This window comes from Halomicrobium sp. HArcht1-1 (assembly GCF_058933285.1).
Map to the genome: position 1 here is coordinate 1,221,684 of NZ_JBZYDL010000001.1, position 22,772 is coordinate 1,244,455.

At 67.4% G+C, this 22,772-nt stretch carries 18 protein-coding genes and 1 pseudogene; 11 read left to right on the top strand and 8 right to left on the bottom strand.

What is annotated here, in order from left to right:
• Positions 1-1,689 carry a potassium transporter TrkG gene (locus AC5FRZ_RS06520; RefSeq protein ID WP_170093910.1) on the top strand — a complete coding sequence of 563 codons (1,689 nt, stop codon included), beginning with the start codon at positions 1-3 and terminating at the stop codon, positions 1,687-1,689.
• Between the two features lie 111 nt (positions 1,690-1,800).
• On the opposite strand, the gene AC5FRZ_RS06525 is transcribed toward AC5FRZ_RS06520, so the two are convergent.
• The 5 genes and pseudogenes from AC5FRZ_RS06525 to AC5FRZ_RS06545 form a co-directional block, all read right to left on the bottom strand.
• Positions 1,801-2,658, bottom strand: a complete 858-nt coding sequence (locus AC5FRZ_RS06525) for a TatD family hydrolase (RefSeq protein ID WP_493564196.1) — start codon at positions 2,656-2,658, stop codon at positions 1,801-1,803.
• A 34-nt stretch (positions 2,659-2,692) separates the two neighbouring features.
• On the bottom strand, positions 2,693-3,151 hold the full coding sequence (locus tag AC5FRZ_RS06530) for an NYN domain-containing protein (protein WP_153553036.1): 459 nt from the start codon (positions 3,149-3,151) through the stop codon (positions 2,693-2,695).
• 147 nt (positions 3,152-3,298) lie between these two features.
• Positions 3,299-3,808, bottom strand: a complete 510-nt coding sequence (locus AC5FRZ_RS06535; RefSeq protein WP_493564197.1) for a hypothetical protein — start codon at positions 3,806-3,808, stop codon at positions 3,299-3,301.
• A gap of 749 nt (positions 3,809-4,557) precedes the next feature.
• Positions 4,558-4,845: an amphi-Trp domain-containing protein gene (locus AC5FRZ_RS06540; RefSeq protein WP_170093913.1), complete on the bottom strand. Its 288-nt coding sequence runs from the start codon at positions 4,843-4,845 to the stop codon at positions 4,558-4,560.
• A 123-nt stretch (positions 4,846-4,968) separates the two neighbouring features.
• Positions 4,969-6,149: pseudogene (locus tag AC5FRZ_RS06545) on the bottom strand (MFS transporter).
• 120 nt (positions 6,150-6,269) lie between these two features.
• Here AC5FRZ_RS06545 and AC5FRZ_RS06550 point away from each other — a divergent pair.
• Positions 6,270-7,298: an LLM class flavin-dependent oxidoreductase gene (locus AC5FRZ_RS06550; protein ID WP_493564198.1), complete on the top strand. Its 1,029-nt coding sequence runs from the start codon at positions 6,270-6,272 to the stop codon at positions 7,296-7,298.
• Between the two features lie 5 nt (positions 7,299-7,303).
• Here the strand turns inward: AC5FRZ_RS06550 and AC5FRZ_RS06555 are convergent, their stop codons facing one another.
• Positions 7,304-8,689: an MFS transporter gene (locus AC5FRZ_RS06555; RefSeq protein WP_493564199.1), complete on the bottom strand. Its 1,386-nt coding sequence runs from the start codon at positions 8,687-8,689 to the stop codon at positions 7,304-7,306.
• A gap of 110 nt (positions 8,690-8,799) precedes the next feature.
• Here AC5FRZ_RS06555 and AC5FRZ_RS06560 point away from each other — a divergent pair, with 110 nt between their 5' ends.
• Positions 8,800-10,959 carry a beta-glucosidase gene (locus AC5FRZ_RS06560; RefSeq protein ID WP_493564200.1) on the top strand — a complete coding sequence of 720 codons (2,160 nt, stop codon included), beginning with the start codon at positions 8,800-8,802 and terminating at the stop codon, positions 10,957-10,959.
• Positions 10,960-10,966: 7 nt separating this feature from the next.
• Here the strand turns inward: AC5FRZ_RS06560 and AC5FRZ_RS06565 are convergent, their stop codons facing one another.
• A complete protein-coding gene (locus AC5FRZ_RS06565; RefSeq protein ID WP_372479244.1) occupies positions 10,967-11,374 on the bottom strand; it encodes a disulfide bond formation protein B in 408 nt (135 codons plus the stop codon).
• Between the two features lie 230 nt (positions 11,375-11,604).
• On the opposite strand from AC5FRZ_RS06565, the gene AC5FRZ_RS06570 reads away from it, so the two are divergent.
• The 4 genes from AC5FRZ_RS06570 (at position 11,605) to gcvH (ending at position 15,631) form a co-directional block, all read left to right on the top strand.
• Positions 11,605-13,059 carry a cytochrome ubiquinol oxidase subunit I gene (locus AC5FRZ_RS06570; protein WP_493564201.1) on the top strand — a complete coding sequence of 485 codons (1,455 nt, stop codon included), beginning with the start codon at positions 11,605-11,607 and terminating at the stop codon, positions 13,057-13,059.
• A complete protein-coding gene (locus tag AC5FRZ_RS06575; RefSeq protein WP_493564202.1) occupies positions 13,052-14,041 on the top strand; it encodes a cytochrome d ubiquinol oxidase subunit II in 990 nt (329 codons plus the stop codon). Before AC5FRZ_RS06570 ends, AC5FRZ_RS06575 begins: the two co-directional genes overlap by 8 nt.
• 121 nt (positions 14,042-14,162) lie before the next feature.
• Entirely contained in the window at positions 14,163-15,254 is a 1,092-nt protein-coding gene (gene gcvT, locus AC5FRZ_RS06580) for a glycine cleavage system aminomethyltransferase GcvT (protein WP_170093921.1), read from the top strand.
• Positions 15,251-15,631: a glycine cleavage system protein GcvH gene (gene gcvH / locus AC5FRZ_RS06585; RefSeq protein WP_372479241.1), complete on the top strand. Its 381-nt coding sequence runs from the start codon at positions 15,251-15,253 to the stop codon at positions 15,629-15,631. Before gcvT ends, gcvH begins: the two co-directional genes overlap by 4 nt.
• 22 nt (positions 15,632-15,653) lie before the next feature.
• Here gcvH and AC5FRZ_RS06590 read toward each other — a convergent pair whose 3' ends face one another.
• Positions 15,654-16,208 carry a hypothetical protein gene (locus AC5FRZ_RS06590; RefSeq protein ID WP_493564203.1) on the bottom strand — a complete coding sequence of 185 codons (555 nt, stop codon included), beginning with the start codon at positions 16,206-16,208 and terminating at the stop codon, positions 15,654-15,656.
• Positions 16,209-16,333: 125 nt separating this feature from the next.
• Here AC5FRZ_RS06590 and gcvPA point away from each other — a divergent pair, with 125 nt between their 5' ends.
• From gcvPA to AC5FRZ_RS06610, 4 genes are all read left to right on the top strand, one after another.
• Positions 16,334-17,671 (top strand): aminomethyl-transferring glycine dehydrogenase subunit GcvPA, encoded by a 1,338-nt coding sequence (gene gcvPA, locus AC5FRZ_RS06595; RefSeq protein ID WP_493564204.1) that lies wholly within the window; start codon positions 16,334-16,336, stop codon positions 17,669-17,671.
• A complete protein-coding gene (gene gcvPB, locus AC5FRZ_RS06600) occupies positions 17,668-19,083 on the top strand; it encodes an aminomethyl-transferring glycine dehydrogenase subunit GcvPB (protein WP_493564205.1) in 1,416 nt (471 codons plus the stop codon). The genes gcvPA and gcvPB overlap by 4 nt, the downstream gene beginning before the upstream one ends.
• A 50-nt stretch (positions 19,084-19,133) precedes the next feature.
• The gene (locus tag AC5FRZ_RS06605) at positions 19,134-19,562 is read left to right on the top strand and encodes a CopG family ribbon-helix-helix protein (protein ID WP_015762852.1); all 429 of its coding nucleotides are present in this window, start codon (positions 19,134-19,136) and stop codon (positions 19,560-19,562) included.
• A gap of 80 nt (positions 19,563-19,642) precedes the next feature.
• Positions 19,643-22,771, top strand: coding sequence for a PAS domain S-box protein (locus tag AC5FRZ_RS06610; protein WP_493564206.1), 3,129 nt, complete (start codon positions 19,643-19,645; stop codon positions 22,769-22,771).
• Position 22,772: the final 1 nt, after the last annotated feature.

Consider the following 22,772-nt stretch of genomic DNA (forward strand, 5'->3'; position numbering starts at 1 on the left):
ATGTCCGACCGGGTCCTGACCGCCGTTCCGGACGATCTCGCGACGATCGCGCGAGACGTGGGCTCCCTGCTGTTGATCGAGTCGCTCGTGATGACGGTGAGTCTCGTCGTCGCCCTGGCGTTCGGTGAGTGGTACGCCGCCCTCGGCTTCCTGCTGGCTGGCGGGATCACGGCCGGAGTTGGGGGCCTGTCGAACCGCACCTTCGCGGACGCGCCCGATCCGAAGATGAAACACGGAATGGTGATCGCGGCCAGTGGCTGGCTGATGGTCGCCGTCTTCGGCGCGCTCCCCTTTCTCTTGACCGCCTGGCTGACGCCCCCAGATGTGATGGCGACGTTCGTGCCGGCGGGCACCGACACGAGCGGCTGGGAACCCATCGCCGTCGGCTCGTCGACGACGGTCTCCAGTCTCGCGTACTTCCGCGATCCGCTGCACGCGCTCTTCGAGAGCATGAGCGGCTGGACTGGCAGCGGTCTGACGATGGCGATCCACGAGCCGTCGCTGCCGCGGGCGATCCAGTGGTGGCGCTCGGTGATCCAGTGGGTCGGCGGCGTCGGCGTGATCGTGCTCACTGTTTCGATCCTCGCCCGGCCCGGCAGTGGGAGCTACGCGCTGTACCGCAGCGAGGCCCGCGAAGAGAAGATCCACCCCAGCATCGTCTCGACGGTCCGGACGGTCTGGAAGCTCGTCCTCGGCTACACCGTCGCCGCGACGCTGTTGCTGTTCGTCGCCATCCGGCTCAGCGACTTCGGCAGCTCGCTCCCGCTGTGGGAAGCCGGCTGGCAGGCGCTCAACCACGCGATGACGGGCCTGACGACCGGCGGGTTCAGCGTGACGGACAACTCCATCGCGACCTACGACTCGCCGCTGGTCGAGGTCGCGCTCTACCCGATCATGATCGCCGGTGCGGTCGCGTTCCCGGTCCACTACGTCGTCTTGCACGACTTCGAGTTCGGGGAACTGGTTTCGGACCTCCAGACCCGGTGGCTGTTCCTCCTGCTCGGTGCCGGCGTCGTCGTCCTCTCGGTCCAGAACGTCGTTTCGGTCCCCGTCGCGAGCGACGCCTTCGCGACCCAGTCGCTGCTGGGCGGCGCGATTCCGGCGCTCGACCCCCAGCAGGTCGACGCCGTCAGAGACGCCACCTTCCAGTGGATCAGCGCGCTCAGCTGTACCGGGTTCCAGTCCGCACCGATCGGCCGCTGGGTGGCCGGCGCGAAAGTGCTCGTCGTCGGCGCGATGACGCTGGGCGGAGCCGCCGGGTCGACGGTCGGCGGGATCAAGATCGTCCGTGGCTACACCGTCGTCCGGGGGATCGTCTGGCAGTTCTCTCGGGTCTTCCTGCCGAAAAACGCCGTCATCGTCGCCAAAATCGACGGACGGACCCTCGACCGGGACGCGATGGAGCGGGAGTTCAGCGAGGCCGCGATCGTCTCGCTGCTGTGGCTCTTCTTGCTCGGTGTCAGTAGCATCGTGCTGGTCAACCTCGCTGGGCCGGACTTTGGCTACGCCGACGCGCTGTTCGAAGTCGCCAGCGCACAGGGCAACGTCGGGCTCTCCTCGGGGATCACCGGCCCGACGATGTCGCCCCTCGCCGAGGCGATGTTCTTCCTGAACATGTGGATCGGCCGTCTGGAGATCATCCCGGTGCTGGTGTTCGCCCGGTCGATCGTCGCCGGACTGGACCCGTAGGCGACGCCGCTCTCGGTCTTCCCGCGTTCGACAGTGCCACGCTATCGTAGCCGTTGCAAATCAATGCACACCCGATCGCAGTTCCGCCGTGCGATCGGTGTGTAAATCGTTTCAATTGTTACTAGAGGCGTCCAGCGTCGCCTCGGTGTCGATGCCGTACACGCGGGCGGGCGTCTCGACGTGTGCCCGGCGGACGGCCTCGTCGTGGCCCTCTTCGAGGAGCCACCGGACCCGCCGCGGGACGGTCTTCGGTCCCAGCACCGCGCCGGGACGGTCGGGATCGTCGATGTAGTCGGTCTCCATCAGGAACGGCTCGCCGGTCTCGACGGCGTCTTCGATGTCGTCTTTGTTCGCGATGACGCTCTTGACCGGGCCGCGAACGCGGCCGTTCGAGTAGTGTTTGACGACCTGCTCGCGGGGCAGCCCCTCGCTCTCGGCCCACTCGACGATCTCGGTGAAGTCCTCGCCGCCCTCCGTGTGGAGCTGGACGACACAGCCCACCTCGCCGGCCAGATCGAAGGCGTGGCGCATCACCGCGTTCGACGCCTCCCAGACGGCGTCGTCGACCTCGTAGTGGGGCCGCCCGGACTTGATCGCCAGCGCCGGGCCGTCGGCGACGTACTCGGCGGCCACGTCCAGCCCGGACTGCATGATGTCCCGTGCCTCCGCGGGCGTGTAACCGTCGTCGACGAGCTGGCTGATCAGCGCCGGGTGGACCCCCAGCACGGGCCACGCCCGCCCGGGCAGGACCTCGTCGGCGGCCTCGGTCACGTCGACGGTCAGGTCGAAACACTCCCGGAAGATCGACTCGTCGGTCGCCGCCTCGACGAGGTTCCACGACGGCTTGTTCAGCACGTTCAGGTGAGTCCCGCCGTGGTCGGCGAACTCCTCGACGGCTTCGACGCCGCGGCCGTTGACCGGATCGAGGTGCAGGTGGTTGTCCAGCACCGGCGTGTCGAGTTCGTCCATACGCGGTCGTGGGGTGGACGGCCCAAAAGGGGTTCTACTCCTCCAGCGTCGTCGCGTTCTGGGCGGCGTTCCTGAGAGCGTCAGAGCGGCCGTGTTCGCCGGGCGCGATCGCCAGCGTCTGGATGCCCCGCTCGCCGACACTCTCCAGGACGGGCTTGAAGTCGGTGTCCCGCGAGACGATCGCCAGCAGGTCGATGGCTCCGTCGGCTCCCGCGGCGGTCGCGTCGACGGCCAGCTTCACGTCCACGTCGCCACTGGTGACGACGACCTCGAAGCCACGCGCCTCCGCGGCCTGGATCAGACCCGGCGTGGCGTGTTCGTCCACGTAGAGTCGCGTGATCGCCAGCCGCCCCCACTGCTCGGCCTCCTCGCGCACGTCGTCGAGATCCACGTCGAACTCGCTGCGGAGCACGTTCGGTCCGTCGACGAACAGTCCCACCCGTGGCTCACCCGTCTCGCCGTCGTCCCCGAGGAGCCGACCCAGCAGTTTCATACCTGCCGGTCCGACCCGACGCCTAAAGGGGTTACCGCTCTGGTGGGTGATCGAATCGCCACCGCCGCTTTTTCCCAATGTCCGTCGTGCTGCCGATACGCCCGGACAGCGGAGACAGCAGCCCCATCACGACGCACGTTACGCCAATCAATCAGTACACGTCTGCACGTCGTCCGGCGGAAATTCGACGGTGACCGATGCTCGACTCGGGATGTTCCCGAACAATGATTTGCTCCAGACGTTTACCATGGCCCAGTTTGCCGATTCCTCAAGTGGTTCCGGCCACTCATCGAGAGGAATCTCGAACGTGACTTGGTCCCCGTCGATCGAGTGACGTGGGCACCAGCCCTTGTTTCGCCCCTCCTCGGTGAGTCGGAGGGTGGATGCAAAGACTGTCAAAAACGTCTCGTCAGGGTCGAATTGAAGATGGTGTTCGATATCGTCGATGTAAGAGACATCGTCGTTTATCGCTTCGTTCGCATCGTCTGGCGTCTCGAAGACAGCCGCCGTAAACGGGGCATCGTCCCACCGACTCTCATCTTCAAATAGTGGTTCTTCTGTGGTAAACTGAATACGGGACTTCGAACTTGTCCCTCCAAGACAGCCGGCAACGGCCGCTGTCCCTACTGTAGCGATATACTTCCTTCTTGTTGTCATTATCGATGTTTTAAATGCCATGCGCAAAACTATTAAAAATACGGCTATGTCTAAAGCCAGCGCTGAGATGAGAATTTAGAGCGACAGACAAGCCGCCGAAAGTCCTCTGGGCGTCGGCGGTCGCTGATCGACATGTCTGCACTTACTTCACTCGTTTCGATAGTGGTCCATCAGGCTACTCGAGAGTGCTATAGTAACGATTACAACAATTCACACGCCGATTGCACTGCTGTCGTGCGATCGGTGTCCATTGACTTTCAGCGGCTACGAGGGTGTCATAGAACTATTCTCACGGCGGTTGTCTTCAGGACTGTCGGAAATGAATCGTCTGCTCAGTAGGTGCGCGCATCGACCTTTTTCTGCGTCGGGTTTCCTCACTCGCTGCGCTCGTTGCGGGAACCGCTCCTCGAAAAACGTCGGTGAAAAAGGCCGACGGCTCGACCACTGGTCTCGCCGTCGGTGAACTGCGCTCGCTTCGCTCGCGCAGATGCTGGTGATCCGTGTCTCGCCTGTACTGAGCACACACAGAAATAGAATAGGGTGTGTGAACTGTTGTATGACACCATCTTTCAGTGGCTATTATAAACCCGAATGAGATATTGCCTGATACTGCCGGCTGTACGTCTGTGAAGAATTTCGCGACCACGGGGTCGCGAATATCTTGAAACAGCTACAGCTGGCAGTATGAGGAAGCCCTCGATGCATCGGTAAGCCGTCTCGAAGAGCTATCGACGACATCCTCGGTTATCTCACTCGATTTCGAGCGTCCCGCTGGCCGACGCGTCGGCGTCGGCGTTCTCCGGCCACTCCAGTTCGAACTCGACGCTGAGTTCGCCGTCGGCGTCGACGGGCCCCTCCCGTTCGGCTTTCACCTCGAACTCGACGGTCTCCGGAGGCTCCATCGTCACCGACTGGTCGCCCGAACGCAGCGTGATCGGCCCGCCCTCGTCGAGGCTGTCGGCGACCTGCCGGAGGTACGTGGCAACGTCGCGCTTGCTTTGCATCGCTTCGGACTCGAAGAGCACTTCTTCTGGCATACTTCCTGGTTGGAGTCCCGTACTGATATAGCCTCGCAGCAGTTGGATTGGTTGATACGATGGCCGAACCACCGTCCGTGTGATCGATCTCGTCGACCCTCCGTGGCGACGAGAGCGGCCCGGCTACGCGCTCGGGGCCGCGCCGCGGCGACGCCAGTGGAGGAACACGGGCAGGGTCAGGGCCGCGATGGCGATCTCGATCCCGCCGGTGACGAGGAAGGCGGTGACGTAGCCGGCCCGCTCCGCGACGGTGCCGCCGATCAACACCCCCGCGAGGAAGCCGACGCTCCCGAAGATGTTGAACCCCGCCATGGCCGCCCCGCGTTCTTCGGGGGCCGCCAGGTCCGTCACGAGTGCCATCGTCGCCGGAGCCATCAGCGCGCCGATGATCCCCACCACGACCATACCGAGCCCGACCAGCTCGATCCGGGGCGCGAGCCCCACGCCGACGACCGCGACGCCGTAGCACGCCGAGCCCGCGACGATCGGACCCGTTCGCCCGATCCGGTCCGAGAGGACGCCGAAGGGGTACTGCAGGAGCGCGAAGGGCGCGAAAAGAGCGCGAGCACGATCCCGGTCGCGCCCGGCGAGAGGTCGAAGGCCGTCCGGAAGTACAGCGTCCCGACCAGCGCGAAGAAGCCGGCGGTAAAGCGGTCGATGAAGCCGTAGGCGTAGGGGACGACCAGCCGCGGCCGTGCGGTGACGCTCTCGACGGCTGCACCGAGGCCGCGTCGGTCCGTCGGCGCTCGGTCGGTCACCGTCACGGCCAGGACCGCGCTACAGGTCAGGAGGACGCTCGCGCCCGCCACCGGGACCAGCGGGCCGATCTCGTACAGCTGCCCGCCCAGTGGCGCACCCAGTGCCGTCCCCGAGCCGATGGCGATCCCCGCCGCTCCCATGTTGCGGCCGTGGCCGCCGTCCAGGTCCATCAGCATCGTCATCGCCAGCGAGAAGGCACCGATCGTCATCGCTCCCTGGGCGATCCGCAGTCCGAGGACGGTCAGGAAGGCGGGGCCGAGCCGGGGGGCGACCAGCAACGCGGCGTAGCCCGTCGCGCCCCCGAGGGCACCGGCGACGATGTAGGGCACCCGCCTGCCGGTCGCGTCGCTTGCGAGCCCCCAGACGCCGGCACAGAGCACGAAGGCACCGAACTCGGCGGCGAGAAACCACATGCTGGCCTGGAGGTCCGTCGTCGCCCCCAGCGCAGCCACGAGCCTGTCGATGCCCGGGTAGAGCAACACCTGCGCCAGCAACACCAGGAACACGACGCCGGCCAGCGCCCCCCGCGCTCGTCGCTCGCTCACAGTCGCCGGTTGGGTCGCGAGGATAATACGAATGTCGGGTTCGGATCGCCCGCGGGCGAACTACCGGCCGAGACGGGCGCGAGCCAAACCGTTTTCCGTCGGACTCTCTGGGCTGTGGCTATGGACCTCTCAGTTGTCGACCTCTCGCCGGTCCCGAACGGCGGCACCGCGACCGACGCCTACGCCAACACCGTCGCGGCCGCACAACAGGCCGAACGGCTCGGCTACTCCCGGTTCTGGGTGGCCGAACACCACGGGATGGGCGACCGGCTCGCCGGCACGACGCCGGAGGTGTTGCTCGGCCACCTGGCCGCCGAGACGGCGGAGATCCGCCTTGGATCGGGCGCGGTGTTGCTCAACCACTACAGTCCGTTCAAGGTCGCCGAGCAGTTCGGCGCGCTGGACGGGCTCGCGCCCGGCCGGATCGACGCCGGGCTGGGGCGGGCCAACGGCTCGCCGGCCGTCGACCGCGCGCTGGGGACCGACCGCCACGTCCAGAACCCGGACGAGGACCACGCCGAGAAGATCGAGGCGGTCGTCAACCACCTCTACGACGACTATCCGCCGGAACACGCCTACAGCGACGTCGAGATCCCGCGATCTGACGTGGCCCCTCCCGCGCCCTGGGTGCTCGGATCGAGTCCGTCGAGTGCGACGATCGCTGGCGAGCTCGGTCTGCCGTTTTGCTTCGCGGCGTTCATCCGTCCGCAGTTCGCCACGCACGCCTTCGAGGCGTACCGCGAGGCCTTCCAGCCCAGCCGGCTCGCCGGTGGTATCGACGAACCCGACGGCATGGTCGCGGTCAACGCGGTCGCCGCCGAGAGCGACGCCGAAGCGGCGCGGCTCCGCGCCGTGGCCGAGGCGTCGTACAAACGGATGGAGCGAGGCGTCGTCGGGACGACGCCGTCCGTCGAGGTGGCCATCGACGAACTCGGGGGCGTTCCCGAACCGACGCCGGCCACGCTCGACGACGACGAGTGGCCCCGCGCCATCTCTGGCAGTCCGGAGACGCTGGCCGGCCTGCTCGAACAGCTCTCGGATCGCGTCGGCGTCGACGAGGTGATGATCCAGCACGTCGTCGCGGACCACGACGACGCGATGCGTTCCCACGAGCTGCTGGCCGAGGGCGTCGGGCTCACGCCCCGGTAGCGACCCTACGCGTAGGCCTCGAACTCGCGGCCGAACGCGAGAAAGACGACGACGCCGACGACGCCGATCGCCGAGGCGACGGCAAACGCCAGCTTCGGGCCGGCGGCGATCGTTCCGACGCCGGTCGTCAGCGTCCAGTCGCTCCCGTAGAGCCACCCGCCCAGCGCGGCGCTCGGGATCACGAGCGCGTTGCGCAGGAGGTAGTAGGTCCCGGTGACGCGTCCGCCGGCGTCCCGATCTGCTGGGCCGACGATCAGCGCCTTGTGTGCGGGCAGGCCAGCGAACCGCAGCCCGGAGAAGGCAAACAGCAGGACCAGCACCCACTGGTCGGCCGGCGCGAAGATCAACAGGAGCGGGAAGAGGGCGTAGACGGTGAAGCCGACGGCGACGACCGGCTTCAGCCCGGTCCGTTCGGCGAGCTTCGAGACGGGGACCATCGACAGCAGCGCGACCACCATCTCGACGCCCAGCAAGAGCCCGAAGAAGGCGTCCGGCCGCAGCGAGCGGCCGGCGATGTCGAAACCGACCGCGAGGAAGTCGGTGACGACGATGACGAAGAGGACGTACACCATCCCGTTGGCGAAGCGCACGAGCGTGTCGGCGACCAGCAGCGGCCGCAACGTCGCGGGCATCGCTCGGAGGTCGGCGACGACGCCGGAGATGCCTTCGAAGGACTCGCCGATCGTATCGTCGCTGGCGTCGTAGCGGACGTGCTGGGTCACCGTCGCCACCGCGCCGAAGGCGACGGCGACGAGCAGGATCCACTGGAAGCCGGTGACGAAGTCGGCCGCGACGGCGAGCAGGCCGGCCGCGAGCAGCGGCCCCAGCAGGAAGCCGATCCGGCGGAACACCTCGGTGCTGGCGAACCCCATCGCGAGGCGGTCCTGCGCGACGCTTTGCTTGACGACGGCGAAGGTCGCGCCCAGTCCGAACGACTTCCAGGCCTGCGTGAAAAAGAGCCCGACGAACAGCCAGACCCACGGTTCGACGGCCCCACCGACCGCCACCGTGCCCGCGACCGGCAGGGCGAACTCGACGACCGGCACCGAGATCGTCGGGACGAACGAGGCGAGGTACCACAGCAGGAAGCCGGCCGTCGCGACCGTTCCAAACAGCGTCAGTGCCAGCCGCGAGCCGATCCGGTCCGAGAGGGCACCGCCCGGATAGGGGTAGACCGCACTGACGAGGTTGCCCACGCTCCCGTAGAGACCGATCACCCCGGCGCTCGCGCCCAGTACGTTCAGGTACTCCGGGACGTATCGGCTCGTCATCTGGAAGGCGAGGCTGAAGGCGAACATCGCCAGCGAGAGGACGAGTACGTCTCGTTCGAGTGCGAAAAACTGCCGGAAGGGGGCCAGTACGCTCGCGTCGTCGCTGGCGTCCGCCGTCATGGCTCCCCGTTCGCACTCTCGGGCCTAAACGTGCGGGAACCGGCAACCACCTGTCGTGGCCGGCCGGAACCGAACGCTTAAGCCGAAGCTGACTGAATGGTCAGTCAGATATGAGCGACAGCGAGCAGTCGGTCACCCACGGCATCGAACCGACCGATCGGGTCGCGACACTCGTCGACGATCTCACCGCCGAAGAGAAACTCGCGCTCGTCCGGGGAGCCGTCGATCCCGAGGGCAACGCGACGGGGTACCTGCCCGGTGTCGAGCGACTCGACGTGCCGGAACTGCGCCTGGCCGACGGCCCCCTCGGCGTCAGAACGGAGGAGCCGGCGACGGCGTTCCCGGCCTCGCTCGCGCTGGCGTCGACGTTCGATCCCGCGCTCGCACGACGCCAGGGCGAGGCGATGGGCGCGGAGGCCAAAGCGCGAGACCAGGACGTGTTGCTCGGGCCGGGACTGAACCTGATTCGGGTCCCCCACTGCGGGCGCACTTTCGAGTACTACAGCGAAGACCCGATCCTGACGGGCGCGTTCGCGGGTGCCGCCGTCGCGGGGATCCAGTCGGCCGGCGTCGTGGCGACGCCGAAACACTACGTCGCCAACAACCAGGAGACGCGCCGAGCGTCCGTCAGCGCCGCGGTCGACGAGCGCGTGCACCGAGAGCTCTACCTCCCCGGCTTCCACGACGCCGTCGACGCCGGTGCGCGCTCGCTGATGACCGCCTACAACCGGGTCAACGGCACGTACATGAGCGAACAGCGCCATCTCCTCGGTGACGTTCTCAAGGGTGAGTGGGGCTTCGAGGGGTTCGTCGTCTCCGACTGGTTCGGCACCGAGTCGGCCCAGCGCGCCGCCAACGGTGGGCTCGACGTGGAGATGCCCGGCGTCTCTCTCGAAGAGCAGTTCGCTTCGATGGGGATGGACCCGTCGGCCGTGGCCGACGAGATGGACCCGGAGATCGCCGAGGGGATGCCCGACATCGGCGCGGGCGGGCACTTCGCCGACGATCTCCTCGACGCCGTCGCCGCCGGAGACGTGCCCGAGGCGCGCCTCGACGACATGGTCGCTCGCGTCCTGAGCGCGATCGAGTGGGCGGGACTGCTCGACGACCGCCGGGACTCCGGGACCGACGACGAACTCGCCGACGAACCCGAACACCGCGATCTGGCCCGTACCATCGCCACGCGGGGCACGGTCCTGCTGAAAAACGAGGACGCGCTCCCGCTGGACGACGACGCGAGCGTCGCGGTCGTCGGTCCGAACGTCGACGAGGCGATCCTCGGCGGCGGGGGCTCCTCCGAGACGACCCCCTTCGACGAGACGAGCCCAGTCGAGGGCATCACGGCGCGGGCCGACGGCGATGTGGCCGTCGCACGCGGTCTCGCCCCGGTCGAGTCGGTGTCGATGTTCGACGGCATGCTCGGGGGCGACGACGCCGCGAGCGAGGCCGACGAGGAACCCGATCCCGATATCGACGCGGCGGTCGCCGCCGCGAGCGAGGCCGACGCCGCCGTCGTGTTCGTCCGTGACGCGGCGACGGAGGCCGCGGACCGCGACACTATCGCGCTCCCCGGCGAGCAGGACGAGCTCGTCGAGCGCGTGGCCGCGGCCAACGACCACACGGTCGTCGTTCTGAACACCAGCGGTCCCGTCGAGCTCCCCTGGCGCGAGGACGTCGCCGCCGTCGTCTCCCAGTGGTACCCCGGTCAGTCCCACGGCGAGTCGATCGCCGCCGTCCTCTACGGCGACGCCGACCCCGGCGGTCGCCTCCCCGTCACGTTCGCCCCGGAAGACGCCTATCCGGCCGACACGGCCGAACAGTTCCCCGGTGTCGACGACGTGGCCGAGTACTCCGAGGGACTGCTCGTGGGCTACCGTCACTTCGACGCGACCGACGCCGAACCGACGTATCCCTTCGGCCACGGCCACTCCTACGCCTCCTTCGCGTACGAGGACCTCGCCGTCGACGGGGAGACGGTCTCCGTTACGGTCTCGAACGAGAGCGAGCGAGCCGGCCACGAAGTCGTCCAGGCCTACGTCGACGCGCCGGACGCGCCCGACGACCTCGAACGCCCGCCCCGCGAGCTGGCCGCGTTCGAGGCCGTCGCGATCGAGGCGGGCGAGACGGTGACGGTCGAGTTGACCCTCGACGACCGCGCGCTCGGTCGCTACGACGTCGCGGACGGCTGGACGATCGACGACGGCCGCTTCACCGTCGCGGTCGGGCGCTCCTCGCGTGACCTGCGGCTGTCGGCCGACATCGAGCGATAGCCGCCGATCACCGCGTGGCGGCGACGACGGTCAGGGTCACGAGCGCGAACCCCACCAGCGCGAGGTTCGGAATCGTCAGCCCGAGCAGCGGCGACTGCCACTGGACTGCTGCACACGGGCCGTTCAGCGTGCAGCTGTCCACTGTCGCCTGCACGTACGAGTGGTACGCGGCGACGCCGCCCCCCAGCATCGACAGCGGGAGTGCGGTCCGCCACACCCCCGGTCGGTCCTCGATCGCGGCGACGCCGAGGACGACTACCAGCGGATACATGAGAATGCGCTGGTACCAGCACAGCTCGCACGGCACCAGCCCGAGCCCGAGGCTGAACCAGAGGCTCCCGGCCGTCGCGACGGCTGCGACGATCGCTCCGGCCGCCAGCCAGTGACGTGACCGCCCGTCGGTCCGTGCGTTCATTGCACATTCGTTTCACCAGTCAGTGCTTAGTTTACACGGTTCGAGTTGCTGTGCTCTCCCCTCCAGTGTCGGCCGGGGGCGTCGTCGTCCCGCGATCGACGGAGAAACTGCTCCGGGAATTTCGACGGTTGTACCACAACTATCTGCGGAGACGATTTCCAGTTCGTGAAAACCGATGAAACCGCTATGTGTAGGACGGCAGTAGTACAGCGCTGAGCGAGGAGATCACAGTGTCCGCCACAGGAGCCCTGATCGACGGCACAGTATTGCTCGCAGAAAACAATATCCTGCTGTCTCCGGAGTTCGCCAGCCGGCTCCAGTTCGGGTGGACGATCACCGTCCACATCCTCTTTGCGGCGCTCTCGATCGGGCTCGCCCCGTACATCGTCTATTTCACCTGGAAGGACGTTCGAAGCGACGACCCGGCGTACACGCGGCTCCGATCGTTCTGGATCAACGTGTTCGCCGTCGGCTTCGTGATGGGCACCGTGACGGGGATCCCGATGAGCTTCCAGTTCGGGACGAACTTCCCGCGCTTCGCGGCGGTCAGTGGCGAACTGATCGGCGGCCCGCTGGCGTTCGAAGCGAAGATGGCGTTCTTCCTCGAAGCCGTCTTCCTCGGGATTCTCCTGTTCGGCCGTGAACGGGTCTCAGACCGGACGTACGTCCTCTCGTCGATACTGACCGGCGTCGGCGCGTGGCTCTCGGGCTTCTGGATTCTCGTCGTCAACGCCTGGATGCAGACACCGCGTGGGTTCGAACTCGTCGAGCGAAACGGCGTCGAGATCGCCAGACTCACCGATCCCGTTGCCGCGTTTTTCACGCCGCGGATGCCCTGGATGTACGTTCACATGATGAACGCGTCGGTGATCGCCGTGACGCTGGTCGTCGCCGGGATCGCCGCGTACTTCGTCTGGCGGAATCGCGACTCCGTGGCCTGGAACACGGCCCTCCGCATGGCCGTCGTCGTCCTGTTGATCACTGCTCCGCTGCAGGCGCTTCACGGGGACGCGTACGGGCGACACGTGGCCGACACCCAGCCCCAGAAGTTCGCGGCGATGGAAGCTCACTACGAGACCGGGCAGGCGGACCTCCACCTGATCGCGATTCCGCGGAGTCTCGACGCGCTGACCGACCCCCGGACGGACAACCTCTTTACGATCAGTCTCCCCGGGCTCGGATCGTTCCTCGCCAGCGGGGGTGACTTCTCGGCCGAAGTCGTCGGGTTACACGAGTACGACGAGAACCCTCCCGTCGCGCTCGTGTTCTGGTCGTTCCGGCTGATGGTCGGACTCGGCTTCCTGTTCGTCGGGCTGGCGCTGTGGGGCGGTAACCGACTCCGCAAGGGCCGCCTTGCCGACTCCGGCCGGTACTTACGGGCGATGATGCTGTCGAGCCCACTGGGCTACGTGGCGCTGCTGACCGGGTGGTACGTCACCGAGATCGGCCGTCAGCCGTGGGTCGTTCAGGGCGTCCTCAAGACCAGCGACGCGGTCTCGCGGAGCCTCACCGCCACCGAGGCCACCGGGACGCTGGTGGCGTTCGTCGTGCTGTATCTCGCCTTGCTCGCCGCCTTCGGTGCCGTCCTCAAGTGGCTGATCGAGGGCGAACTCGAACGCATGGGCGTCAGTACGGTCGACGACACCAGCCGGCCACGCCTCCCGTGGGTGAGCGGCGATGACTGAGCTGCTGCCCGTCGACCGGTATCTCGTCGACTCCTTGCCGACGATCTGGTTCGGCGTCGTCGTGTTCTCGCTGGCGATGTACGTCGCTCTCGACGGCCTGGACTTCGGCATCGGGATGCTGTACGCGACTCGCGACGAGCACGAGCGAGAGACGCTCCTCTCTGCGTTCGGTCCGGTCTGGGACGCCAACGAGGTGTGGCTGGTCGCCTTCGGGACGACGCTGCTCGCGGCCTTCCCGCCGATCTACGCGCGGCTGCTGAGCGGACACTACCTGCTCTCGATCGCGATCGTGATGGGACTGCTCGTCCGCGGCGTCGCGCCGGAACTGCGCGAACAGCGTGAAGATCCCGACTGGCGACGGCGCTGTGACCGGCTGTTCGTGTTCGGCAGCACGGTGACGCCGCTGCTGCTCGGCGTCCTCGTCGGGAGCTGGGCGTTCGGGACGCCGACGCTGAGCGTTCCGAGTCTGCTGACGGGCGTCGGCCTGGTCGCGCTCTGTGTCACCAGCGGCGCGGCCTTCGTCGCCGCGAAGACGAGCGGCTCGCTGGCCGACGCGATGGTTCGCTACGGAACCACGGCGACGGTCGTCTACCTCGTCGTCGTCGTCGTCCTGCTGGCGGTCGTCGCTCTCACGAACCCGTCGAACGTCCGGGCGCTGTTGCTCTCGGCCCCGGCGCTCGGCGCTGTCCTCGCCACCGTCTCGTTCGCCGGGGCGGGTCTCGCCGCCGCCCGACTCGACAGGCACCGCCTCTGGTTCGGGACGACGTTCGGACTCTCGTTCGCACTCGTCGGCCTCGTCGCAGTGGTGCTCTATCCGAGACTGCATCCGGCCAGCGGGCTGACAGTCGACGCCGCCGTCGTCTCTCCGCTCGCGCTCAACCTCACGACCGTTCTCGGGCTGCCGGTGTTGGTGCTCGTGCTGTGGTACTTCAAGTTCCTCTACGGGACGTTCGCCGGACCGGTGGACGGATCGAAGGCATAGCGCGGGACGGCATCGCTCGGAGCGCGCGGCATCATTCTATATCGCGGAATATGGTTTATACACTGCTGAGCGAACGCACGAAAGACCAAACGATAAGCCCGCGCCGGGCGAGAGCAGCGACATGGGTCTACGAGCACCCCCTCTTGACGACGTTCACGCCGCGGCCGAGGCGAGTTTCACTGACTTCGGCGGCTGGGAGATGCCCGTCGAGTTCGACTCGATCCGGACCGAACACGCCGCCGTCCGCGAGACGGCCGGCAAGTTCGACGTGTCTCACATGGGCGAGATCGTCGTCTCGGGGCCCGACGCGACGGGGCTGATGCAGCGGCTCACGACGAACGACGCGACCGACCTCCGGCCCGGACAGGCACACTACGCGGCGATCACCCGCGAGGACGGGGTGATGCTCGACGACACCGTCGTCTACCGGCTGCCAGAGGCCGTCGAGGGCGCGTACCTGTTCATCCCCAACGCCGGCCACGACGAGCAGATGGCGACGCGGTGGCGCGAGCACGCGGCCGAACACGGTCTCGACGCCAGCGTCGACAATCGGACGACCGAGTACGGCCTGATCGCGCTCCAGGGACCCGACGCACCGTCGCTGCTCGCAGACGAGACGACGCTGTCGCTGGACGAGCTGGGCCGCTTCGAAATCGCCACGGCCACCGTCGCGGGCGTCGAGACGCTCGTCGCGACGACCGGATACACCGGCGAGGCGGGCTACGAACTCGTCGTGCCGTGGGACGAGACCGGTACCGTCTGGGAGGCACTCGCGTGCCAGCCCTGCGGACTGGGCGCGCGGGACACGCTCAGACTGGAGATGGGCTTTCTCCTCTCCGGGCAGGACTTCGATCCCGACGACGACCCCCGCAACCCCTACGAGGCAGGGATCGGCTTCGTCGTCGACCTCGACACCGAGTTCGTGGGTCGCGACGCGCTGGAAGGCGTCGACGTGGAGGGTCCCGCGGAGAAGCTGACCGGCCTGTCGCTGATCGACCGCGGCGTTCCGCGTGCGGGCTACGACGTGACGACGCCGGACGGCGACCACCTCGGCACGGTCACCAGCGGGACGATGAGCCCGACGCTGGGCGAACCGATCGCGCTCGCGTATCTCGACGCCGACGAGATCGAACCCGGACGGATGGTCCGAGTCGTCGTTCGGGGCGAACCGAAGAAGGCACGTATCAGGACCACGCCATTCCTCGATAGATGAGCTTCGACGTTCCCGACGACTGTCGGTACCTCGACTCCCACGAGTGGGTGCGACAGGCAGACGACGCGACGATCGGCATCTCTGACTTCGCGCAGGACGAACTCGGCGACGTGGTCTTCGTCGAACTGCCCGACGAGGGCGAGAAACTGACTGCCGGCGAGGAGTTCGGCGTCGTCGAATCGATCAAGGCGGTCTCGGACATCTACGCGCCCGTCTCCGGGACCGTCACCGCGGTCAACGACGCCCTGTTCGACGAGCCCGAACTGGTCAACGACGACCCCTACGGCGACGGCTGGCTGCTGGAACTCGAACTGGCCGACGAGTCCGAGCTGGACGACCTGCTCTCGCCCGACGAGTACCGCGACCAGATCGCCTGACCGGCTCGAACCGCCGGCCGTCTCAGTCCGTGGTCGTCGTCTCGGCCGGCGCTCCCGGTGGCTCGGCGATGGCCAGCTCGAACTCGACTTCGATCGGGTCGTCGGTCGCCGGTGTCTGCTGGTCGGTGTTGTCCAGCGCCAGGAGCAGCGCCCGGTCGTCCAGTCGTTCGACCAGCGCCGTCTCACTGACGTTCTGACGGGTGTACTCGTCGACGACCGACACGTCTCGGGCCCCGCTCTGGTAGGCGTCGTAGGCCGCGCGCTCGAACACCAGCACGTCGACGGTCGCGTCGTTGACGACCGACACCTCGTAGCTCAGATAGGAGCCACCGGCCGCGTCGTCGTTCTGTAACTGGTGGGCGCTGAACTCGCCCGGCGCAAGTTCGACGATACCCTCACTGCTGCTCGACGTGAACGCTCGACGAGGGTCGTCGGGGTAGTCGTCGGCGCGGTCGGGAACGCCGTCGTCGTCGCCGTCCGGCGGTGTGGGCGTCGGCGTCTGATCGCCGCCCAGCGCCGAGCAGCCGGCGAGCAATGCTGCGCCGCTCAGGAGGAGTTCGCGACGGGGGACACGCATGGCGCTCCGTTCCGAGAGAACGCCGGTAGGCGTTTCGGTCGCCGCGACTGCTCTGGAACGCGCACACTAATGTAGGCCCAGCCGTAAGCCTCGCCTATCACGTCCCTACGGGGACGACCTACATCATGAGCGAAGACGATTCTCGCGGGACACCGTACGCACCGCACACGGCGACGACGACGGCGGCGATGCTCGACGCCGTCGGCGTCGACAGCGAGGCCGCACTGTTCGACATCCCCGAGTCCGTTGCCTTCGACGCGGACTTCGACATTCCGGAACGCTCCGAGCGGGAGACGCGCTCGCACGTCGAGGGGATCCTCGGGCGCAACGACGACCTGACGGCGTTTTTGGGCCGAGGTCACTACGACCACTACGTCCCCAGCGTCGTCGACGACCTGGCGGGCCGCTCGGAGTTTCTGACCTCCTACACCCAGTACCAGCCAGAGATCGCACAGGGGTTCTTGCAGGCGCTGTTCGAGTATCAGTCGATGCTGGTCGAGCTGACGGGCCTGGGCGTCGCGAACTGCTCGATGTACGACGCCGCGACGGCGCTGGGGGAGGCCGCGACACTCTCTCAGCGGCTCCGGAGCATCTCCGGTGACCGGGTACTCGTGCCGGACCTGCTGCGAGCGGGCAAGCGCGACGTTCTGGACAACTACGCCGCGGGGCCGGGGCTGACCGTCGAGACGTACCCGACGACGGACGGGAACGTCGATCTCGACGCCCTGCGGGAGGCACTCGACGACGACGTGGCGATGGTCTACGCCGAGAACCCGACGGTCCGGGGCACTATCGAGGAAGGGCTGGCCGCCGTCGGCGACGCCGCCGACGACCACGACGCGCTGTTCTGTCTCGGGACGGACCCGGTGGCGATGGCGCTGCTCGAAACGCCGGCAAGCGTCGGCGCGGACGTGGTCGTCGGCGACGCGAGTTCGCTGGGGACCGGCACGGCCTACGGGTTCGGACTCGGGCTGTTCGTCACGCGTGAGGAGTTCCTCCGGCAGGTCCCGGGACGCCTCGTCGGCGCGGCCGAAGACGACAGCGGCCGGCGGGCCTACACGCTCACGCTCCAGACGCGCGAACAGCACATTCGCCGCGAGCGAGCCACGTCGAACATCTGTACGAACCAGGCCTGGGTCGCGCTGCGAGCGGCGATGCACGCTGCCTGGCTCGGCCCCGACGGCCTGCTCGACCTCGCGGAGTCCTGTGTCACCCGCGCTCGCGATCTCGCGGCGCGGATCGACGGGATCAGCGGCGTGCGAGCGCCGGTCCACGACCGCCACCACTTCCGCGAGTTCGTGGCCCACACCGACCAGCCCGCCGAGGCGATCCGCGCCGACCTCGCGGACGAGGGGTACGCGGTCCACGCGGTCGGCGACCACGAGATACAGATCTGTGCGACCGAGACGACCGAACGCGCCGTCGACGACTTCGTCGACACCCTCGCGGAGGTGGCCCGATGAACTACTCACAGGCCCGCTGGACGGACGACGACGACCGGTACGAACCGCTGCTCTCGGAGAAGTCCAGCGAAACGGTCTCGACCGAGGACGGACCCTTGCCCGACGATCTGACCCGCGACTCCCTGACGCTGCCCGACGTGAGCGAACCCGAGCTGGCCCGCCACTACACGCGCCTCTCACAGACGAACTACGGCGTCGAGAGCGGCCCCTTCCCGCTGGGCTCGTGTACGATGAAGTACAACCCCTCGTTCACCGAGGATCTGGCCGCCAGCCCCGACGCCGCCGTCCACCCGGACCAGCCGACGGAGACGACGCAGGGAACGCTGGAACTGCTGTACCGGCTGCAGGACTATCTCGAGCGGATCGGCGGGATGGACGCCGTCTCGCTCCAGCCCCCCGCCGGTGCGGCCGGCGAGTTCGCGGGGATCCTCGTCGCGAAGGCCTACCACGAGCACAACGGCGAGGACCGCAGTGAGGTCCTGATCCCCGAGTCGGCCCACGGCACCAACTTCGCCAGCGCGGCGATGGCGGGCTACGACGTGGTCTCGCTGGCCGGCGACGACGACGGCCGCGTCGATCTCGACGCGCTGGCAGCGGCCGTCGGCGAGGAGACCGCGGCGCTGATGCTGACGAACCCGAACACGCTGGGCCTGTTCGAGCGCGACATCGAGGCGATCGCCGAGATCGTCCACGACGCTGGCGGCCTGCTGTACTACGACGGTGCGAACCTCAACGCGCTGCTGGGCCGCGCCCGGCCAGGCGACATGGGCTTCGACGTGATGCACTACAACGTCCACAAGACGTTCGCGACGCCCCACGGCGGCGGTGGACCGGGCGCGGGGCCGATCGGCGTCACCGACGATCTCGCGCCGTTCCTCCCCGCTCCGCGGGTCGCGGCATCCGGCGGGGGCTACGAGTACGTCGATCCCGACCACTCGATCGGTAAGGTCCACGGCTTCTACGGCAACTGGCCGGTCCTGTTGAAGGCCTACGCGTACATCGCCCGGCTGGGCGACGCGGGGCTCGCCGACGCCAGCGCGAAGGCCGTCCTCAACGCGAACTACCTCGCCGAGCAGATCGACTACGAGATCCCCTTCGGTCCCTTCCACCACGAGTTCGTCGCCAGCGCGGGCGAACAGGACGCCGCGGACGTGGCAAAGCGGATGCTCGACTACGGGGTCCATCCGCCGACGACGAAGTGGCCCGAGATCGTGCCCGAGGCGCTGATGACCGAACCGACCGAGGCCGAGTCTCGACGGACGCTCGACCAGCTGGCCGAGGCGTTCGACGCCGTCGCCGGGGAGAGCGACGAGACGCTCGCGAGCGCTCCGGAGTCGACCGCGGCCCGCCGGATCGACCAGGTTCGCGCCGCTCGCGAGCCGCGCCTCAGTTGGCAATCGCTGGACGAATAGTCGCCGGAAATACGGAATCCTTATTATTTTACTGACGCTGAGTTAACAACATGGCCGTCGTTAGCGTCTCGATGCCCGACGAACTGCTCGAACGGATCGACGAGTTCTCCGAAGACCACGGTTACACCGGCCGGAGCGAGGTGTTCCGCGAGGCAGCCCGGAACCTCCTCGGGGAGTTCGAGGATCGCAAACTCGAAGATCGCGAACTGCTCGGCGTCGTCACCGTCCTGTTCAACTACGAGACCACGAGCGTCGAAGAGCGGATGATGCACCTGCGCCACGAACACGAGGGGCTGGTCGCCTCGAACTTCCACAGCCACGTCGGCGACGCCTTCTGTATGGAACTGTTCGTTCTGGAGGGGCAACTCGACGAGATCTCTGCGTTCGTGGGCAAGATCCGCGCGACCAAGGACACGCTGACCATCGACTACTCGGTGACGCCGGTCGACGGCTTCGAACCGACCTTCGAGGGCGCGTGAACGCCTCGATCCTCGCTTCGTTCCGGTCTGGCGTTGACCGGTTGATATATCTCCCTCCACGCGTTATCTGACGCCGTTCGATGTCCGCTCTTCGCGTCCTCCACGTCAGACCCGCCGGCTGGTCCGGCCCCGAACTCGGTGACGACTTCGCAGTCACCGTCGTCCACGAGATCGACGGTGCTGACTTCGAAACGGCGAGTCTGGACTGTGCCGTCGTCGAGGCGGCCCTCGGTGACGAAAACGGGATCGACGCGCTGACGGCGCTGCGCGAGCGGGCTCCCTCGCTGCCGATCGTCCTCTCTACTGCGGTCGCCGACGGGGCCGTCGCGGCCGCCGCCACGCGGCACGGCGTAACCGAGTACGTCCCCCGAGACGGTGCGGTTCGGGTCGCCGACCGGGTGCGAGCCGTTGTCGCCGATCGCGCAGCCGGCGATGCTTCCGCGCCCGAGCCAACGGGAGAGTCGGCGGCTGCCAGCGCCGCTATCTCGGAACGCGAGCAACGCCAGCACGCGTTGACGGCGACCAACGAGGCACTGGAGTCGCTCGCGACGCTGGCGTCGCGAAACGACCTCACGCAGACAGAACGGATCCGCCGGGCTCTGGAGATCGGCCGCCAGCGTCTCGGGCTTCCCTTCGGGTACTTCACCCGGATCGACGGCTCGACCCAGCGGATCGAGGTGACGGCCGGTCGCTCGGAGCTGGTCAGGGCGGGGATGTCCGTTCCCCTGTCGGAGACGTACTGTCGGCGGACGACCCAGCAGGACGGTCTGCTGACGATCGCCGACGCCGAGCGCGAGGGCTGGGACGACGACCTGGCCTTCGAGAGCTTCGGCGTCTCCTGTTACCTCGGTGGGACCGTCGTCGTCGACGGCGAGACCTACGGTACGCTGTGTTTCGCCGCGATGGATCCCAGAGATCGGTCGTTTACCGACGCCGAGAAACGCCTCGTCAACCTGCTCGTCGAGTGGGTCGGCAACGAGATCGAGCGCCACCAGCGAGAGACGGATCTCCAGCGATACGCCGACATCATCGAGGCGGTCGACGACGGCGTCTACACGCTCGACGACGAGGGCCGCTTTACGCTGGTCAACGACGCGATGACGGATCTCACGGGCTACGACCGCGAGACGCTACTTGGCTCGCATACGGGCCTGATCAAGGACGACGCGACCGTCGACCGCGCCCAGTCGATCCTCGTGGAGATGCTCCGCGGGGTCCGGGCCGACGAGGAGACGTTCGAGCTTTCCATCCAGCGCGCCGATGGGACCGCCTTTCCCGCACAGGATCACATGACGATTCTGCGCGACGACGGCGCGTTCGCCGGGACTGCCGGCGTGATCCGTGACGTAACCGCACAGCGAACACGCGACGAGGCTCTGGAGGGGCTGTTAGAGACCACTCGATCGCTGATGGCCGCCCAGACACCGACGGAGGTCGCAGAGATCGTCGCCGGTGCCGCGAGCGAGACGCTGGGATTCGAACTCAATCTGGTCCGACTGCACGACCCCGTCGAGGACACGCTCGTTCCGATGGCCACGGGGGGTGACGGTGCCACCGAGATCGATCGGCCGATCCGGGACAGCGACGAGGGGTATCCCGGTGAGGCCTTCACGACCGGAGAGACGCTCGTCGTCGACGACCTGAACGACCGCGCTGGCTACGACAACGGACCTGCGGCGTCGGCGATCTACCTCCCACTCGGTGAGTACGGGGTCTGTACGGTCGCCAGCACCGAGCCACGCGCCTTCGACGACAGCGACCGATCGATCGCCGAGATTCTCGCTTCGAACGCCGCGGCGGCGTTCGAGCGCGTCGATCGCGAACAGGAGCTGTTACGCTACGAAACGGCCGTCGAGAACGTCAACGACATGCTGTACGTCCTCGACGACGAAGGCCGATTCCAGCTGGTCACACAGCCGCTGGCGACGTACCTCGGCTTCGACCGGTCCGAACTCCTCGGGGCGCGCCCGGAGATCGTCCTCGACGACGCGACGGTCGGCCGGTTCGAAGCCGAGATCGGATCGCTCCGCCGTGGAGACGCCGACCACGCAGACGTACAGACCGAGCTGTCGACGGCAGACGGCAACGACCGACCGGTCGAGATCGAAATCTCGCTCATCTCCGGTGAGGGTGCGTTCCAGGGAACCGTCGGCGTCGTCCGCGACCGGACGGAACTCCAGCAGACCCGCGAACGGCTCCACCAGGAACAGACTCGCTTTTCTTACCTCTTCGACGCGCTGCCGGACCCGGTCGTGGAGGCGGAGCTGATCGACGGCGAGCCGGTCGTTCGATCGGCCAATCCCGCGTTCGCCGAGACGTTCGATCTCGGCGACTCGTCGCTGTCGGGTCGGACGCTCGGTTCCCTGCTGCGGGGGCCGGACGACTCCGAGTCGACCGATCCCTCGCTGTCTGCGGTCGTCGACGGCGAGTCCGCCCAGGGCGAACTCAGACGCTGGACGGCCGACGGGTTCCGAGACTTTCTCTTCCGAGCGGTCCCCTATCAGCGGGGCGACGGCCGGCAGTTCGCCTTCGGTATCTACACCGACATCACAGAGCAGCGCGAGCGCCAGCGGCGGCTCGAAGTCCTGAATCGCGTGTTGCGCCACAACCTCCGCAACGACATGACCGTCATTCTCGGGACGGCCGAGGAACTGGTCGGCCGCGCCGACGACGAGGAGCACCGCACCCTCCTCAAACGACTCCTCCGAAAGGCCGAGGGCGTCGTCTCGCTGTCGGACCGCGCCCGCGAAATCGAGGCGGCCGTCCGCCGGGATCCCGCGACGACGGACTCCGTCTCGGTACCAGACATCGTCGAGAGTGTCGTCGACGAACTCGCGACCGAGCACCCCGAGGCGACGCTCCGGACCGACTGCGATCCCGTTCCACCCATCGCGGACCCGCGACTCCGAACGGCGCTGTACGAGACCGTCCAGAACGCCCTGGAACACAACGAGGCACCGACCGTCTCCGTCGACGTGACGGCCGACGCCGAGAGCGTCTGTATCCGGATCGAGGACGACGGCAGCGGCATTCCAGCGGACGAACTCGCCGTCGTCACTGGCGACGCAGAGATCACGCAACTGACACACGGTACCGGGCTGGGCCTGTGGCTCATCACGTGGCTGATCGAGTCCTACGGCGGCACCGTGACCTTCGAGAACACTGCTGGGACGACGGTGACGCTCCGCGTGCCCCACACCGACCGCTGAA

Coding starts and splice junctions, on each gene's coding strand:
- AC5FRZ_RS06610 (WP_493564206.1), top strand. CDS start 19,643: ATGTCCGCTCTTCGCGTCCTCCACGTCAGACCCGCCGGCTGGTCCGGC.
- gcvH (WP_372479241.1), top strand. CDS start 15,251: ATGAGCTTCGACGTTCCCGACGACTGTCGGTACCTCGACTCCCACGAG.
- AC5FRZ_RS06575 (WP_493564202.1), top strand. CDS start 13,052: ATGACTGAGCTGCTGCCCGTCGACCGGTATCTCGTCGACTCCTTGCCG.
- gcvPA (WP_493564204.1), top strand. CDS start 16,334: ATGAGCGAAGACGATTCTCGCGGGACACCGTACGCACCGCACACGGCG.
- AC5FRZ_RS06540 (WP_170093913.1), bottom strand. CDS start 4,845: ATGCCAGAAGAAGTGCTCTTCGAGTCCGAAGCGATGCAAAGCAAGCGC.
- AC5FRZ_RS06525 (WP_493564196.1), bottom strand. CDS start 2,658: ATGGACGAACTCGACACGCCGGTGCTGGACAACCACCTGCACCTCGAT.
- AC5FRZ_RS06560 (WP_493564200.1), top strand. CDS start 8,800: ATGAGCGACAGCGAGCAGTCGGTCACCCACGGCATCGAACCGACCGAT.
- AC5FRZ_RS06535 (WP_493564197.1), bottom strand. CDS start 3,808: ATGACAACAAGAAGGAAGTATATCGCTACAGTAGGGACAGCGGCCGTT.
- AC5FRZ_RS06550 (WP_493564198.1), top strand. CDS start 6,270: ATGGACCTCTCAGTTGTCGACCTCTCGCCGGTCCCGAACGGCGGCACC.
- AC5FRZ_RS06590 (WP_493564203.1), bottom strand. CDS start 16,208: ATGCGTGTCCCCCGTCGCGAACTCCTCCTGAGCGGCGCAGCATTGCTC.
- AC5FRZ_RS06555 (WP_493564199.1), bottom strand. CDS start 8,689: ATGACGGCGGACGCCAGCGACGACGCGAGCGTACTGGCCCCCTTCCGG.
- AC5FRZ_RS06520 (WP_170093910.1), top strand. CDS start 1: ATGTCCGACCGGGTCCTGACCGCCGTTCCGGACGATCTCGCGACGATC.
- AC5FRZ_RS06565 (WP_372479244.1), bottom strand. CDS start 11,374: ATGAACGCACGGACCGACGGGCGGTCACGTCACTGGCTGGCGGCCGGA.
- gcvT (WP_170093921.1), top strand. CDS start 14,163: ATGGGTCTACGAGCACCCCCTCTTGACGACGTTCACGCCGCGGCCGAG.
- AC5FRZ_RS06530 (WP_153553036.1), bottom strand. CDS start 3,151: ATGAAACTGCTGGGTCGGCTCCTCGGGGACGACGGCGAGACGGGTGAG.
- gcvPB (WP_493564205.1), top strand. CDS start 17,668: ATGAACTACTCACAGGCCCGCTGGACGGACGACGACGACCGGTACGAA.
- AC5FRZ_RS06605 (WP_015762852.1), top strand. CDS start 19,134: ATGGCCGTCGTTAGCGTCTCGATGCCCGACGAACTGCTCGAACGGATC.